We start from the raw sequence: 14,417 nt of genomic DNA, 5'->3' as shown, positions 1-14,417 counted from the left end.
CAACAGAAGCTGTGGACAAGTCGCCTGCGGCAGGTCGGTCCACCGGCCTGCTGGAGTCAGGCCGGAAGGCCAGCCACTCGGTGCCGGCGCTCCGGTCGATGGACAGCCGGTAGCCCGGCAGACTCTGGCGTTGCGCCAGTTCACGCACCTGCAGTGCGAAGTCGGAGGGACGCTGCAGGCTTCCGGACTTCAGATGGAGGTGGCGCATCTCGAAGCGCCAACCCGCCGGCTGGCGGCCACCATGTTTGCGCACCAGCCGGTACAACCAGCGCTCGATGCCCCCGGAGAGCTGGAAATACGTCGGGTCGAGCGTCAGCACGAGCGCATCCTCCATCACGCCGGAGAAGAACCAGTCGGCCAGGATCAGCTCGATGCCTTCCGAGCGGCCTTGCAATGGACCATGGGGCCGGACGCATTCCTTCCACTCGTTGATCCACGAGAAGCGGTGCGTGCGCTTGCCGCCGTTCGGGCGCTCGCGCTGGCGCAGCGTGGTGGCGATGGTGGTGGACTGCAGCCGGTCCAGCGCGGCGCGCAGCGCCAGGTAGTCGGCCCGGCCGGTGCCGCGTTGCGTGAAGCGCAGGATTTCGTAGGGCGTCGCCACCATCAGGCGCGAAGGCGCGATGCCTTCCTTCTTTGCCTGCACGATCTGGCTGGCAGCCCAGATCAGCACGTCGGCATCCCAGATCGTCGCGATGCCGTGCTCGGGCACACCTTCGACGGTGAGCGACACGCCGCCGGCCTCGAAGTGGATCGGCACGGTGCGCCGGGACTTCGCCAGGCTGAAGAAAGGGTAGGCCATCAGGTCCTGCGCATCGCGCAGCGCCATGTCCTCGGCCGGCAGCGCGCGGAACAGCTGCAGCTGTTCGCGTTCGCTCGGGCGCCTGGACATGGGTGGATTTCCCAAAATCGAAGCCAGTCGGTCAGCGCACCGAATCCCGAATCACGTAGCCGGGATCCGAGGTCATGCCATAGGTGTTGCTGTCGGCCCAGGCGCGAAGGTCCACGTCTGCGTAGACCACGCGCGCGCCGAATTTCCGGAACCGAGGACCACCGCCCAGCACCCGCAGCTTCTCCAGCGTGCGCGGCGACAGCCGCAGCAGTTCCGCCGCTTCGTTGGTGGTCAGGTATTCAGGTTTTGCGGAGGCCTGCGCCAGGTGCCCTGAGGCGGGTCGCGGCGCAGCCGCTGCCGCCGAATGCGATTGGAAGGAACTGCGAGTCGCCATGAAGGCCTCCATCTCGTTGGATGGGCCGCAAACCGTTTGCGGCCCGATGGAGGCAGTCTCCGGATAACACCGGCACCTGGGCAGGGAGATATTCAGTGCACCTGTTCGTCTCCGGGGGCTCTGGCGTGCCCATGGCGTACCCCGGCCAGGTCCAGGTAACCGTGCTGCATCAAACCCTTGGCCCGTGCGACGAGGTGCCGCACCTGGGCGCGCAGCACGCCGTCGGCGTGCCACTGCGTACGCACGGCCTCTGGGCCGAAGAGCGCGATGGCGATGTCGCGCTGAGAGGCACCGGCCTGCACGGCATCGAGTGCCAGCAGAGCTCGCAAGTGCAGTAGGCCGGCGCGCGAGACGGGTCGAGCCGGCCGCGGCATGGCGTACGGCAGCGCGTGACCATCGACCAGCGCCGCGAGCGCCTGGAACTCGGTGAGTTGGCCGCGCAGCTGCGCGGTCAGCGGCACGGTGCAGACGTAGGCCGACCCGTCATGCAGGCCAGCGTCGAGCAGGACGCGCGGATGGCGCGCACCGACAGACGTGTTCAGGACCAAGTCGCCGGCGCCGTGCAGACGCTTGCAGCCCGGGATGCGCCACAGGTCGAACCGTGGCGCGGCATCGCTTCGCCCGCGCGCCGCGCGCACCTGCATCAGGTCCGCATCGTCACGCAGCCACAGTGGATGCGCATCACGCGCGTCGAGCCACGGATCGTCGGCAACATCGCAAGCCCCAACGGCTCGCCGCGCGGATCCGGCCTTTCAGCCGGCCGCGCCGCCAGGCCTCGCGGTAGCCGGGGTGGCGGCGCAGATACTCCCAGGCGAGCGCTGGGCCGTCCAGCGCCAGCGTGTACAGGTAGGCTGCGCCGGCGCTCCAGGGCGCTGTGGATGCATCGTCATCAAAGGGGATCGTCATGGCGCGTACTCCGTTCGATCGAACGGCCACGCTGCCACGGTTCGGGGCTCAGTGGGTGGCTTTGCAGGCAACGGCCTATTGCATGGAAAGCCACGGCTGCGGCCGATGGCACCGGGGTTGCGAAAGGATCAGTCGGTCACCATGCCGTCCCGCTTTGCGTCGGCGACGTAGGCCGAAAGCGTCTTGCGGGCCCGGTAGCCGGGTTCCACGGTCACCGGCATGCCCTTCGGGCCCTTGATGCCGGCCAGCATGCCGAGGCTGACCAGGCCCAGTTCGGGGAACCCCGTGCCCACGTCGATGAGGCCGTAGGCCAAATCTCCGTCGGCATTGAGCGCCGTCAGCACCCAGGATGCGCCGGCATCCGGGGTGTAGAGCTTGAGCACCGGATAGGGGTCGACGTCCTCGCCGCGGGCGCGCGCGACGCCGTTGGCGAGCATCTGCCGGCGCTGCTCATCGGTCAGGAATGCCATGGCTCCTCCTTCGGGCTGCATCGTCTTTGTACCATACAAGCGGGTGCATAAAAGGTGCAACGCAACGAGATTCGTTGCTGTGCGCTCCAATCAGGATCCAGCCCTTCTGCAAGCATTCGCGGCCGAAATCAAAGCCCGCCGCGCGACATCGGCCCTCAGCCAGGAGGCGCTGGCTTTTGCCTCGGGCGTCACGCGCACCTTCGTCGCCAAACTCGAACTCGGGCAGACCAGCCCGTCGCTCACGACCATTTTCCGTCTGGCCGAAGGCCTGGAGATCGGGCCGGACGAGATGATCCAGTCCACGATGAAGCGCTACAGGAAGGAATTGCGGGCTCGGTCCAGAGCCGAATGACGGCCGCCACTTGAGCGCTATTGTGCTCCCGTGGCGTCTGGATCGCGGCCGGCCGTGGCTCGCTGAACAGCGCAGCCCGGATCAGCCCGGTGACGGCTGGGCAACCACCGGGGAACGCTCCGGCCACAGCGCGACCAGCACCAGCAGCCCCCCGGCCAGCACATAGGGCACGCCCGGCCCCGCCTCGTACAGCAGCGTCCCCGCCAGCGGCCCGAGCACGATGCCCAGGCCCTGGGCCGCGCCGATGGAGCCGGCGGCCGCGCCTTGCTCATGCGCCTGCACCGCGTTCGAGGCCATCGCCGCGAAGGCTGGGAACACCCAGCCCATGCCGGCGGCCGCCACGAAATAGCTCACCACCAGCATCCAGCTCTGCGAGGCCAGGGCCACCGAGCCGAAGCCGAGGGCGCTCACCCAGGCTCCGGCCCGGATGAGCCGCTGCGTGCTCCAGCCCAGCCGCCGCACCGCCAGCTGCGCGGCGACCAGTCCCACGCCCACCATCGTCAGTGCGAGGCCGGCCACCCGCGCCGCAGCGGCGGGCGCCAGATTCAACCGGTCGAGGGCGAAGAAACCCACGGTGATCTGCGCGATGGCAACGCAGAACATCGCCGCGAAGGCCACCGCCATCGACCGCCGCAGCCGGCGGTCCGTGAGGCCCACGCTCGATGCCTGCGCGCCGGCCACCGGCCCGGTGCGCGGCAAGGCCGCCCAGAGCACAGCCAGCGCCGCTGCGGGCAAAACGGCCGTCACATACAGCGGCAGCGACAGACCGAAAGGCGTCAGCCCCGCTGCCAGCGCCGGCCCCAGCACCAGCCCGAGTGCGTTGGCTGCGCCCAGCGAGGCCATTGCGCCAGCACGTTCGCCGGGTGCCAGATGGTCGGCCACCAGCGCCTGGCCGACGGAAGGGATGGCCGCATAGAAGGCACCCACCGCGCCGCGCGTCACGACCAGCCCCACGAAGACCTGCCAGGCGGCGGGCAGCACGCGCAGCGCCACGATGAGCAGCGCGCACATGGCCCAATAGCTGAGCATGAAGCCGCCCACACCGGTGAGCAGCACCGCGCGGCGGCCGCGCCGGTCGCTCGCCGCGCCCCATGCGCGCGAGAGCAGCATCCACAGGATGCCGCCGATGGTGATGACAGCACCGGCCTGCCAGGGCGGCAGTTTCAGGATGCGGGCCATCGGCCCGACCACCGCGACGAAGGCCATCATTGCCATCGTGCAGGCCATGTAGGCGGCCATCAGCGGCCGCAGCGGCAAAGTCTGTGCGTTCATGTGCGAAGCAGGAGGAGGAACAACGGGGGAAGCCTGAACAGCAAGGACACACCTCGTCAGGGCCGGCGCATCGCGCCAGCGAAGGTGTCGGTCAGCAGGCCGACCATGCGGCCGCGACGGTCGGCGGTGCCGCGTACCACCGCCTCGTCGGCCAGGCCGTGCATGGCGTGGAACATCATGATGGCCAGCGAGTGCGGATCGGAGACCTGCCAGGCGCCGGCCTCGGCCCCTTGACGCAGCAGCCCGGCGAGTTGCACGACCACCGGGTTGTCCTTCATGACTTCGCGGTCGCCGGGGCGCACGTCGTGGAACAGCATGTCGTGCAGCATCACCTGGCCCAGCAGGCCGTCCAAGGCCGTCTCGAACCAGGTGCGCAGGCGCGCCTCCCAGTTGCCGGCGCGGTGGCGATCCATGGCCTGGCGCATCCGTTCGCAGAAGGCCGTGATGAAGCGCTCCTGCAGCGCCGACAGCATGGCGTCGCGCGAGCCAAAGTAGACGTAGAAGGTGCCCTTGGCCACCTGAGCGGCGGTGGTGATGTCGTCCACGCTGGTGGCGGCCACGCCCTTTTCCAGGAACAGGCGCTCGGCCGCATCCATCAGGGCCGTGCGCCGTGTCTGCGGCGCACGCACGCGCCGGCGCGGTTCGAGGACGGCGGCAACCGCGGGCGCTGCCGCGCCAGCTTCGCTACGAGAGCGTGTCATCTCAGGCCGGCGCCCGCGCCGTGGCCGCAGCCACCGCAGCTTCGATGCTCGCCGCCACGGCCTGCTCGTCGAACGGCAGGCCGCGCGGCGCGAACACGCTCTCGCGCAGCCAGGCCAGTGCCGATGGCACGTCCTGGAAGGTGCCTGCCGGCACCCCGAAGAGCTTCTCGACGTTCATCTTGCGCATGCGCTCGTAGTCGCTGGCGGGCACGACGTTGGCCATGCCGATGACCTGCTCCCGGATCGCGGCCCCCTTGTCCTGGAGCCAGTGCTTGGCTTTCTGCGCCGACCCGTCAGGATGGATCAGCGACGGCGCATCGGCGAACACGCGCAGCGAGGCGAACGGCTCGCCGCGGCCCAGCCAGTGGCTCCATTCCTGGATGAAGGCGTCCATCTCTTCGAGCGTGGACAGGCCGGAGGCGACGCTGACGACCAGCGGCCAGTGGGAGAGATCGTGACGGATCATGCGCGGCCATTCAAAGTAATTGACTTGCAGTCATTATTGAGCCAAATAATGACCGATGGTCATTGGCATGTCGCCGAAAGGGTTGTCGCCGACCTGAAAATCCAGCCGCCGACGTTTGGGCCGGCGGCGGTGTTCTGCGGCGCCTACGCCACGATCCGTCCGGCCAAACGGGCTTCGCGCGCATAGGCGCTGATCGGCTTATCGGCCCTGAAATACAGGTCGCGCTCTACAGGCAAACCCAGCGGGCCCCGCAGCGCCTGAAGCTCCGTGAGGCTCACCCAGCCCAGTTCCGGGAAGCCCTGTCCGAGGTCGCACAGGCCGCATGCACGGCTCGCGTCCTCCGGGTCCAGTTCCGAGATCAACCAGGTCGCCCCGGCATCCGGCGTGAAGAGCTTGACTACCGGCGGTGGATCGAACGCCGGGTTCTCGATGGACTGCTGTCCGTTGGCCAGCAGTTGTGCGCGTTGTTCGTCAGTGATGAGGAAGTCCATGGTGTGCTCCTTGAGCGGTGTTCGGGCGGGATTGCCCGAGCCTTCAGGGGCACGGCGCAGCGCAGCAGTCAAGGTTCGCAGACGGCCATCCTGCAAAGGTGGCAGCCAGCGTGCGCAGCACGCGCAGACCTTGATGGCGAGACCGCCGTGGCACCCTGGGCTCATCCGCAAACCAGCCCCGCTCCTTCCCCCGCATCGCAAGCGAAGCGCGCAGGCGTCAGCGATCGACGCCCGAATGGGTCGAGACGCGTAGCGGCTCGATGCGCCAGCACGAGAGCGCGGTGCGGCTTCGCCGCAGACGCACGGAATCGCAGAACCTCGGACTCTGTTCTGCACAATCCCGACGAAGAACAAAACCGCTTCTACGTCTTCACGCTGAACAGCAGAAGCACAAACCCTTGGAATCGGCTTTACGACGGCGCGTCGAGTCGACCGCCGCAGTGCAGTGTGGTTCGCACCGTCTCGGCGCCGATGATGGCAAGCATGTCGTCTCGAAACGGCGGAGCGCCCCGCCGAAGCGGGGCACCGAGGGCGGCGCTCAGTCGCCCTTGCTGCGCGACCAGATCAGGCTGTGGCTGCCATCCTCGCCTTCGACCAGGCGGGCGTAGATGGTGGCCGGGAACGACGGGTCGTCCAGTGTGCAGCTGAGGTAGGGCCGGTCGGCGCGGCTGACCTTGCGCCAGGCGGCGCCGATCTCCAGCGAGTTGGAGGCGACGATGCGGTAGTCCGGTGCGTTCTCGCTGGCCTTGTCGCTGGGCACGATCTTGACCTTGACCTTGACATTGAGGGTCAGGGTGCGAACCGTGCCGGTGTAGCTATCGTTCTGTGCGGTGAAAGTGCCGATGTGAGCCATGATTGAAAAGTCCTTCGAGGTTGATTCCAGGTCCGCGCCCATCGCGGCCTTGGCGTGAACCGGACGGCGCGGTGCCGGGCTCGCCGCACCGAAGGCCGCAACGCAGTGAAGGACCGGCAGGACCGGGAGATTTGGCGCCGCGAGGAATGCGCGCAGCGCAGGGGAAATCTCTTGGGCAGGCCGGTTGCGGCGAACCAGCCCGAGGCGCACCGAACGCAGGGAGCGTGCGCTGTGCCCGCGCCAGGATTCACGGCAAATACAAGGCCGTGGGAGTGGCACCTGTCCTCGCAGGACAACACGCTGGCTCAGGCACCGCCACCGCCCAGCAGCGTTCCGGCATGGATTCGGCTGCCGCCAACACCATGCCGGCTGAGCCGACGACAAACGCGAATGCACCGCCGCATCGAGCCCAGGAAGCATTGAGGCCCGCCGGAGAAGAACCTGCGCGGAACCGCCCTCGACACACCACCGCCACTCCGGGCCAGCGCCTGCCTGGATCGACGGTGCCGCGATTCCTCGATGCGCAGCATCGGCTGATCGAAGGTCCTCGCACCGCATCGGCGGGGCGCTGTGCCGGAGTACGCGGGCAGCGCCCGCTGGATCAGCGCATTCCCACGCGCGCGGCACACCTGCCGCGCGCGTCGCGCCGAGGCCTGGGCCAAAACCCAGGCCGATATGTGGCAAAGCCCCGGCCGAAGCCGGGGCAGTGGCTCACGCGGTCGCGTGCGCTTGTTCCTCCTCGTCACGCTCCGTGCCGTCCGCACTGGCATCGGCATCCGGCTCGACCCCGGCCTGCGCGATGGCAGCCACCTCCGGCGTCCTGAACATCACCGGCAGCCAGCCCGATCCCGCTGCCAGCCGCTCGGCTTCTGCGGCGATCTGCGCCTTCTTGAGCTTCGCCAGCCGATTGACCTCCCCCGGCGCGAACACCTGCACCGCCTCCAGCATCTTGGCCTTGGACACATGGTCGAAGTAGCCCGCCGCCGTGGGCGTCCACCAGTCGTGCATGTCCAACCCCACGGCCTGCGCGAACGCTGCCGCAGGCACTTCTGCCTCCTTCGAGGCGATGGCCGAGACGGTGTAGCCCACACACACGGCCAACAGCGACAGCAGTTCGGACTGCGGCATCGCCAGCAGTTCGGCGAACAGCGCATCCGGGTCGCCGGGCAGGCGTGCCGCCCAGGCTTCCCGGACCTCGCGCAAGCCCACCGCAGCCGGGGCCTCGTCCACATCCGGCGCATGGTGCGTCAGCCGGTCCTGCACAAAGGCCGTGATACTGACCGGCGACGGGCCGTAGCCGTCAAGGATCACCCGCTGCGCCAGTTGATGCACCACGGCCACCAGCGCCACCTGAGGATGTCGGGCCACTTCCGCTTGCAGGGCAACCGTGCGATGAGCACTCAGTCGCTTCGCCAGCCGCTCCGAGATACCGGGCGTTGCCGGTTCAGCGCTGACCGCACCGGGATCGCGGCCATCGCTGGCGGCATTCGCGGCCTCCTGCCGCTCCTGCGCCCGCAGGGCCTTGGCCTGTTCCTCGCGCAGCAGCCCGCGATGCACGGCCACCGCGCCCGCCTGGTCCACCGACACCACCGCCCCGGCCACCGGCACCACACCCGGCGCATAGACCATCAGCGTCTGCTCGATGGTGTCGAGTTCGCTGCCGATCCGGTCCAGTTCTTCGTTCAGGGCCTGCGCGCCCTCCTCGGACAGTTCGGCGTCCTCGTCATCGAGCCGATCCTGGATGCGGTTCTGCTCGGCCTCCAGCTTGGCGATGCGCTTGGCCTCGGCCTTGCCGGGCTCCCTGCGGCTTCTCCGCGCCCGCTGGAACTGGTGCAGTTCCGATGCCGTGGCACGCGGTGCCACCTCCACCCAGCCCCAGCCCTCGGCCTGCACCGCCTCGGCCACCGATGCCAGCCGGTCTCGTGCCAGCGCATCCAGCAGACCGGCATCGGTCAGGAACACCCCATCCTGCCCATCGGAGAACAGATCGCGCCGGATGCCGCCGCCCGCAGCCTCGTAGGCCTCCACCCCGACGAAGCGCGCCACCGCATCGCGGCCGGCGTCGATCTCGTCATGCGTCAGGTGGTCGCGCAGCGAGTCCGGGCTGCGCTGCCACTGCGGAGCCTCGAACCATGCAGCCTCCTGGGCCGCATGGTCATCCGTGATCGCCAACGCCATCAACTGCTCGATGGAGGCCTCTCCGGCCTCGCACGCGGCCAGCAGCCGGGGCGAGACGTTGGCGAGCTTGAGCCGCCGCCGTACCACCAGCGGCGTGACACCGAAGTCCGCCGCGATGTCTTCTACCGCGCGCCCCTCGGCCGCCAGTGCCTTCCAGGCCCGCAGTTCCTCGATGGCGCCCATGGCCACGCGCTGCACGTTCTCGGTCAGGCTCACGGTGCGCGCCGATGCGTCCGGCACCAGCAGGCAGGGCACCGGATGGTCCTTGCCCAGCTTGCGGCGCTTGGCCAGCAATTTCAGGGCCGCCAGCCGCCGCTTGCCCGCCACCACCTCGAAATGCTCGCCATCGGACGAAGCGATGGCGGTGAGGTTCTGCAGCAGCCCCACCCGCAGGATGGAAACCGCAAGGGCTGGCACAGCGGTGCCGCCGCTCTTGCGCACATTGCGCGCCGAAGGCCGGAGCTTCGACAGCGCGATCAGGTGCAGTTCGTAGGGTGCCACTTCCGGAACAGTGATGGCTTGAGTTTCGGCCTGGACCGATGCGCTGGCAGCGGCGACAGCCGCCACGGCATTGAGGGCCTGGACTTCGGAATGGGAAACGGTGTTCATGTGAAATCTCCTGTCCCGCTCGGGGACGTGTTGAGAGAAGGAAAAAAGGAAGGAATGGGGGGGATTCACTCGGTGCTCTGCATAGGCGTTCTCCTTGGAAGTTCGGGCTCCGCAGGGGCCGCGAAGCGCTTTCGCGGCCATGAGGGCCGGCTGGGGCCGGCGCGGGTGCGCCGTCAAGGGAGGAAGCGAAGGCGCTGGCGCGGCCCGCAGGCGAAGCCGAGGACACGGGCGCCGCAGCGGCCCTTGACGGGGGAAGCGCCCGCAGAGGCCAGGCAAGCCGACAAGCGAAGCGCCAGCGGCGCGCAGGCGGCAGGCACTGCCGCCGGAGAGAACACGATCGAGGAAGTCGGCGACCTGCGCCGCCAGCCGGATGCACGCGCGCTGCGCGCTGGCCAAGAGAAGACAAAGCAAAGGGCCGGAAGGCCCTTTGCGTCAGATCAGCCCACGTTCGGCAAAACTGAGCACCGTCGCCCCTGCGACGATCAGGTGGTCCAGCACCCGCACGTCCACCAGACCTAAGGCCTGCTTCAGGTTCTGCGTCAGCAGTTCATCGGCCCGGGACGGCTCGGCCGCGCCCGAGGGATGGTTGTGCACCAGCAGGACAGCCGCAGAACCCTTCAGAAGCGCATCCTTGACCACCTCGCGCGGATAGACCGAGGTCTGCGTCACCGTGCCCCGGAACATCTCCACGTAGTCGACGACACGGTGCTGTGCATCCACATGCACAACGGCAAAGACCTCATGCGGCAGCGCTCCCAGCCGTGCCCGCAGGAAGTCCTTGACCACAGCCGGCGAAGACAGCACATCCGTCCCGCGCACGCGTCCAGCCAACACACGCTGCGCCGCCTGCAGCACTTCGTCGGCATCGGCCGGCCGGTACTCGCCCGCCATGTCGCGCACCAGCAGCGAAGAAGACACGGCTGAAACAGCAGCGAAGGAATCGAGGGAAGAGAAGAGATCGTGCGACATGGTCGGCTCCAGTGATCGGGCGGAATTGCCCGAGACCGGAAACCGGCACGCCGCAGCGCAGCGGTCACAGGTTCGAAGACGGCCGGATGGCCGCCAGCGTGCGCAGCACGCGCAGACCTTGATCCGCGAGAACGGTGTGCAAGGATGAAGGGAACCAGCAAGCCAGTCCACCACGCCCCCCCACACACACCTCTGGTCTTCGCGGCAAGCGCAGCGCGCAGGGCCGGCACAGCCGGACCGGAGGCGTCAGGGATCAAAGCCGAATGGCCGGGATACGGCACGAAGCCCGGGGCGCAGCCCGCGAGCCCGGCGGCACGCCGAGACGCTGTATCGAGGCAGCACGACCCGGGCATAGGTCGATGGCCGTGCTGTCAATCCACTGCTGTCAGCTTCGTCTCCCACCGTGGTCTTGGTTTGTGAGATAATTTGTTTAGTCCAATTGCTGTTCGGCATTTTTTTATATAAATCAACAAGTTACTGGTGAAATGGGCGAAATGAAGGAAGAGTATTCGGATTTAGCCCAGATGGCACGTCTGGCGCTGGCGGAGCAGACGGAGGACGTGCGCCTGTTCGCGGCACGGCTGGTCCGGAAGTACCGTGGCACGGCGCCTGATCTGGCGGAGCAGCTTGATCTGTACTTGAAGTCGAGGCCGGCGCGCAGCGTCTCTCCCATGCGCAAGCTCTCTCCGCCGCAGCCGACGGCCCAGGCGCTGCCTGTCGACGACGAATCCCGCCTTTCGCTCCTGAAGGTGTTCAAGGACGAGCCAAAGAAAGAAGCACCGCTGCTGTCTGGTGATGTCGAGGAGGTATTGGGGCAACTCATTGCAGAGCGTCGGCAGAGCGACCGGCTGCGATCCATGGGGCTGACGCCCACTCGATCAGCCATCTTTGTGGGGCCTCCAGGGGTCGGCAAGACGCTCACGGCTCGCTGGCTGGCTACGCAGCTGAAGGTGCCGCTGTACGTGCTCGACCTCACCGCCGTGATGAGTAGCCTGCTGGGCAAGAGTGGCACCAACTTGCGCGCGGCCATCGACTTCGCCAAGCGCGAGCCCTGCGTGCTGCTGCTGGATGAGATCGATGCCATCGCCAAGCGACGCAGCGACGACAGCGACGTGGGCGAACTCAAACGCCTGGTGACGGTGATCCTGCAGGAAGTTGACGAATGGCCGGCCAGTAGCGTGCTACTGGCCGCCACCAATCACCCCGAACTGATCGATCCAGCGCTGTGGCGTCGCTTCGACCTGGTGGTCCAGTTCAAGACGCCTGATGAGCAGGCCGTAAAGGAAGCCATCAAACACTTCCTGGGGCCAGACTACGCTCTCTTTGCCCGTTGGATCGACATCCTGGTGTTTGCATTCGCCGGGCACTCGTTCAGCGACATCGAGCGCGATGTGCAACGTTTCCGGCGCGCTGTGGCCCTGGGCACGACCACCGACGCCGATCTCGTCGAGGACTTCATCAAAGCACGCGCCCTGGCACTCGACAGGCAGGGCCGCATCGACTTGGCAGTGATGCTGGCCAAGCAGACCCGCCTGTCCCAGCACACCGTCTCCGACATCACTGGCGTGAGCCGGGACACGATCCGCAAGTACAGCAACGAGACGCCTGCGGCACGAAAGACCGCGCCACGGAGAAAGGCTGACGCATGAGCCAAACCAATTTCCTGATCGGTCGCGGCGAGCTGCTGACCCATGACATCGTCGGCCCGAGGCGCATGCCTGGCAAGGCCGAGGTCTATACCTTCGCGCAGGCGCGGGAACGAATGCTTCCTCAGTTCCGTAGCGCCGCCAAAGCGCTTGACGAACTGCCTGCCGACGCCTGTCCGGGCGACTTCGCAGTGGCCCGTCTAATGATGAACCCCAGCTTCATCGCTCGTTCCTACTTCCCGACCGGACTGTTGCGCAGCACGGGTTTGGAGCCGATCGGTAGCCGCACCGTCAAAGTCAAGCCGCAGGCCTGGACCCGGAAAGGGCAGCCGCAGGAGACCACAACGACCGAACTGTTCGTTGCTGGCAAGCGCCAGGCTTTTCGCAACCTGTCGCGATGGACGGACTCCATTGAGCCCGAGTCCGACGAGGGCGACGACCTTTCCCACATCGAACAGTTCGGCGCCTTTGCGCCGGCAGAACGGATCGTAAGCCTGGGCGGCCCGAAGGATCGCTTCTTCGAAGTGGGCCTGCATCTGCTGCCGGACGAAGACCCGGGCCTGATCCAGAAGGCTTTCGTGAAGTTCGCCCAGCGGGAAGGCGTGAAGGTCCACAGTGAAGTCGATTTCGTCGCTGGCAATCTTTGGTTCGTGCCAGTCGAGGCCAAGCCGCGCGAGGTCGAAAGACTGGCCAGCTTCGCCTTCGTCCGGGTGATCCGGCCGGTGCCGAAGCTGCGAGGCATCCGCCCGCTGCATCGCAGCGGCGGGCCTTCGGTGGGGTGCAGTCTTCCCACCGAGCAGGCCCTGTCTTCCGAGCCTCGCGTCGCCATCCTGGATGGCGGACTGCCGAAGCACCACCCCATCGGCCCCTGGCTGCGCTCGTACCGCAAGCTCGACGAAAACGCCGACGATGACCCGGACGGCCCAGAGCACGGCCTTGGCGTAACGTCGGCCGTACTGTTTGGCCCGATCCAGCCCAACGGAATGGCCGGCAGGCCTTTCGCCCCGGTGGACCATTTGCGTGTGCTCGATCAGGAATCGGGTGGCGAAGACCCGTTGGAGTTGTATCGCACGCTCGGCCTCATCGAACAGGTCCTGCTGTCGCGGTCCTACGAGTTCATCAACCTGAGTTTGGGACCGGACCTCGAAGTGGAGGATAAGGAAGTCCATGCTTGGACCTCTGTTATCGACGAACTGCTCAGCGACGGCGACACGCTCATGACCGTGGCCGTCGGCAACAATGGAGAACGGGATCGTGAACTCGGCTACAGCCGGGTGCAGGTTCCGTCAGATTGCGTGAATGCGCTCGCAGTCGGCGCGGCCGATGACACCGGCGCGGATTGGGCCCGCGCGCCCTACAGCGCGATCGGACCGGGCCGCAGCCCCGGCGTCGTCAAGCCGGACCTTATGGCCTTCGGCGGCAACCCGGCGTCCAAGTACTTCCACGTCCTGGCGCCGAACGCGAAACCGGTGCTGACGCCACAACTCGGCACCAGCTTCGCGGCGCCGTACCTGCTGCGCAGTGCGGTCGGTATCCGTGCGATCCTGGGCGGGAACCTGACGCCTCTCGCCATCAAGGCCTTGCTGGTCCACGCAGCCGATCCCGGCGAACGTGATCCGATTGAAGTGGGCTGGGGCAAGATCCCCGAAGACACCCTCGACATCATCACTTGCCCGGATGGCGTGGCCCGGGTGGTCTATCAGGGCGAACTCAAACCCAGCAAGTACCTGCGCGCCAGCCTGCCGCTGCCGAAGGAAGCGTTGACCGGCAACGTTCGCCTGAAGGCCACGTTCTGCTATGCGTCGCCTACCGATCCGCAGGATGCCGCTGCCTATACCAAGGCTGGCCTTGAAGTCGTATTCCGCCCCAACGACGAGAAGATCAAGGACGGCAAGAGCAACGCGGACACCAAGGGCTTCTTCGACCTGAAGAAGTTTGCCACCGAGCAGGAACGCCGCTCGGACCAAGGCAAATGGGAAACCGTGCTGCATGGGGCCAAGACCTTCCGCGGTTCCAGCCTCAAGAACCCCGTATTCGACATCCACTACAACGCCCGCGACGGCGGGGGCCGGGCCACCGGTGCCGAGAAGATCCGTTACGCGCTGATCCTGTCGGTTGAGGCCCCAAAGCACGCCGATCTCTACAACGACATCCTGCGCGCCTATGCCAAGACGCTGGTGCCGATTCAGCCGCAAGTGTCCTTGCCGATTCGGCTCAGGTAATGGGTCAGTTGACGCGGAGCGATATTAGAGCGCTAGAGTTTCGAGCGATGCATAGTATC

General features: G+C 67.1%; 14 protein-coding genes and 1 pseudogene. 3 read left to right on the top strand and 12 right to left on the bottom strand.

The genetic code is table 11. The features are described from left to right. Positions 1 to 58: 58 nt before the first annotated feature. The 5 genes and pseudogenes from JHD63_RS09370 to JHD63_RS09355 all read right to left on the bottom strand — a co-directional run. A pseudogene (locus JHD63_RS09370) lies at positions 59 to 889 on the bottom strand (replication initiator protein A); the annotation flags it as partial. Between the two features lie 31 nt (positions 890 to 920). Then, positions 921 to 1,223: a helix-turn-helix domain-containing protein gene (locus tag JHD63_RS09365; RefSeq protein ID WP_198970483.1), complete on the bottom strand. Its 303-nt coding sequence runs from the start codon at positions 1,221 to 1,223 to the stop codon at positions 921 to 923. A gap of 92 nt (positions 1,224 to 1,315) precedes the next feature. Beyond that, the gene (locus JHD63_RS09360) at positions 1,316 to 1,867 is read right to left on the bottom strand and encodes a DNA -binding domain-containing protein (protein ID WP_233167854.1); all 552 of its coding nucleotides are present in this window, start codon (positions 1,865 to 1,867) and stop codon (positions 1,316 to 1,318) included. A gap of 37 nt (positions 1,868 to 1,904) precedes the next feature. Then, positions 1,905 to 2,129 carry a transcriptional regulator domain-containing protein gene (locus JHD63_RS23955; RefSeq protein ID WP_233167852.1) on the bottom strand — a complete coding sequence of 75 codons (225 nt, stop codon included), beginning with the start codon at positions 2,127 to 2,129 and terminating at the stop codon, positions 1,905 to 1,907. A 128-nt stretch (positions 2,130 to 2,257) separates the two neighbouring features. Further along, positions 2,258 to 2,599 (bottom strand): DUF2958 domain-containing protein, encoded by a 342-nt coding sequence (locus JHD63_RS09355; RefSeq protein WP_198970482.1) that lies wholly within the window; start codon positions 2,597 to 2,599, stop codon positions 2,258 to 2,260. A gap of 79 nt (positions 2,600 to 2,678) precedes the next feature. On the opposite strand from JHD63_RS09355, the gene JHD63_RS09350 reads away from it, so the two are divergent. Continuing rightward, positions 2,679 to 2,951, top strand: a complete 273-nt coding sequence (locus JHD63_RS09350; RefSeq protein WP_198970481.1) for a helix-turn-helix domain-containing protein — start codon at positions 2,679 to 2,681, stop codon at positions 2,949 to 2,951. An 81-nt stretch (positions 2,952 to 3,032) separates the two neighbouring features. On the opposite strand, the gene JHD63_RS09345 is transcribed toward JHD63_RS09350, so the two are convergent. The 7 genes from JHD63_RS09345 to radC all read right to left on the bottom strand — a co-directional run bounded on the left by JHD63_RS09345 (position 3,033) and on the right by radC (position 10,490). Further along, positions 3,033 to 4,223 carry an MFS transporter gene (locus tag JHD63_RS09345; protein ID WP_198970480.1) on the bottom strand — a complete coding sequence of 397 codons (1,191 nt, stop codon included), beginning with the start codon at positions 4,221 to 4,223 and terminating at the stop codon, positions 3,033 to 3,035. A gap of 56 nt (positions 4,224 to 4,279) precedes the next feature. Then, the gene (locus JHD63_RS09340; RefSeq protein WP_198970479.1) at positions 4,280 to 4,924 is read right to left on the bottom strand and encodes a TetR/AcrR family transcriptional regulator; all 645 of its coding nucleotides are present in this window, start codon (positions 4,922 to 4,924) and stop codon (positions 4,280 to 4,282) included. A 1-nt stretch (position 4,925) separates the two neighbouring features. After that, positions 4,926 to 5,390 (bottom strand): hypothetical protein, encoded by a 465-nt coding sequence (locus JHD63_RS09335; protein ID WP_198970478.1) that lies wholly within the window; start codon positions 5,388 to 5,390, stop codon positions 4,926 to 4,928. Between the two features lie 143 nt (positions 5,391 to 5,533). Then, a complete protein-coding gene (locus JHD63_RS09330; RefSeq protein ID WP_198970477.1) occupies positions 5,534 to 5,881 on the bottom strand; it encodes a DUF2958 domain-containing protein in 348 nt (115 codons plus the stop codon). A gap of 538 nt (positions 5,882 to 6,419) precedes the next feature. Next, positions 6,420 to 6,734, bottom strand: a complete 315-nt coding sequence (locus tag JHD63_RS09325; protein WP_198970476.1) for a DUF736 domain-containing protein — start codon at positions 6,732 to 6,734, stop codon at positions 6,420 to 6,422. 711 nt (positions 6,735 to 7,445) lie between these two features. After that, positions 7,446 to 9,521: a ParB/RepB/Spo0J family partition protein gene (locus tag JHD63_RS09320; protein WP_198970475.1), complete on the bottom strand. Its 2,076-nt coding sequence runs from the start codon at positions 9,519 to 9,521 to the stop codon at positions 7,446 to 7,448. 432 nt (positions 9,522 to 9,953) lie between these two features. Then, entirely contained in the window at positions 9,954 to 10,490 is a 537-nt protein-coding gene (radC, locus tag JHD63_RS09315) for a RadC family protein (RefSeq protein ID WP_198970474.1), read from the bottom strand. 485 nt (positions 10,491 to 10,975) lie between these two features. Between radC and JHD63_RS09310 the strand changes: the two genes are divergently transcribed. Both JHD63_RS09310 and JHD63_RS09305 read left to right on the top strand, forming a co-directional pair. Next, positions 10,976 to 12,139 carry an AAA family ATPase gene (locus tag JHD63_RS09310; protein ID WP_198970473.1) on the top strand — a complete coding sequence of 388 codons (1,164 nt, stop codon included), beginning with the start codon at positions 10,976 to 10,978 and terminating at the stop codon, positions 12,137 to 12,139. Then, positions 12,136 to 14,358, top strand: a complete 2,223-nt coding sequence (locus JHD63_RS09305) for a S8 family peptidase (protein ID WP_198970472.1) — start codon at positions 12,136 to 12,138, stop codon at positions 14,356 to 14,358. The genes JHD63_RS09310 and JHD63_RS09305 overlap by 4 nt, the downstream gene beginning before the upstream one ends. Positions 14,359 to 14,417: the final 59 nt, after the last annotated feature.

It is taken from the genome of Xylophilus sp. ASV27 (assembly GCF_016428875.1).
Taxonomy (GTDB): Bacteria; Pseudomonadota; Gammaproteobacteria; order Burkholderiales; family Burkholderiaceae_C; genus Xylophilus.
This window is presented reverse-complemented; position numbering and strand designations above follow the sequence as displayed.

Coding starts and splice junctions, on each gene's coding strand:
- JHD63_RS09365 (WP_198970483.1), bottom strand. CDS start 1,223: ATGGCGACTCGCAGTTCCTTCCAATCGCATTCGGCGGCAGCGGCTGCG.
- JHD63_RS09310 (WP_198970473.1), top strand. CDS start 10,976: ATGGGCGAAATGAAGGAAGAGTATTCGGATTTAGCCCAGATGGCACGT.
- JHD63_RS09305 (WP_198970472.1), top strand. CDS start 12,136: ATGAGCCAAACCAATTTCCTGATCGGTCGCGGCGAGCTGCTGACCCAT.
- JHD63_RS09355 (WP_198970482.1), bottom strand. CDS start 2,599: ATGGCATTCCTGACCGATGAGCAGCGCCGGCAGATGCTCGCCAACGGC.
- JHD63_RS09360 (WP_233167854.1), bottom strand. CDS start 1,867: ATGCAGGTGCGCGCGGCGCGCGGGCGAAGCGATGCCGCGCCACGGTTC.
- JHD63_RS09335 (WP_198970478.1), bottom strand. CDS start 5,390: ATGATCCGTCACGATCTCTCCCACTGGCCGCTGGTCGTCAGCGTCGCC.
- JHD63_RS23955 (WP_233167852.1), bottom strand. CDS start 2,129: ATGACGATCCCCTTTGATGACGATGCATCCACAGCGCCCTGGAGCGCC.
- JHD63_RS09320 (WP_198970475.1), bottom strand. CDS start 9,521: ATGAACACCGTTTCCCATTCCGAAGTCCAGGCCCTCAATGCCGTGGCG.
- JHD63_RS09340 (WP_198970479.1), bottom strand. CDS start 4,924: ATGACACGCTCTCGTAGCGAAGCTGGCGCGGCAGCGCCCGCGGTTGCC.
- JHD63_RS09325 (WP_198970476.1), bottom strand. CDS start 6,734: ATGGCTCACATCGGCACTTTCACCGCACAGAACGATAGCTACACCGGC.
- JHD63_RS09345 (WP_198970480.1), bottom strand. CDS start 4,223: ATGAACGCACAGACTTTGCCGCTGCGGCCGCTGATGGCCGCCTACATG.
- radC (WP_198970474.1), bottom strand. CDS start 10,490: ATGTCGCACGATCTCTTCTCTTCCCTCGATTCCTTCGCTGCTGTTTCA.
- JHD63_RS09330 (WP_198970477.1), bottom strand. CDS start 5,881: ATGGACTTCCTCATCACTGACGAACAACGCGCACAACTGCTGGCCAAC.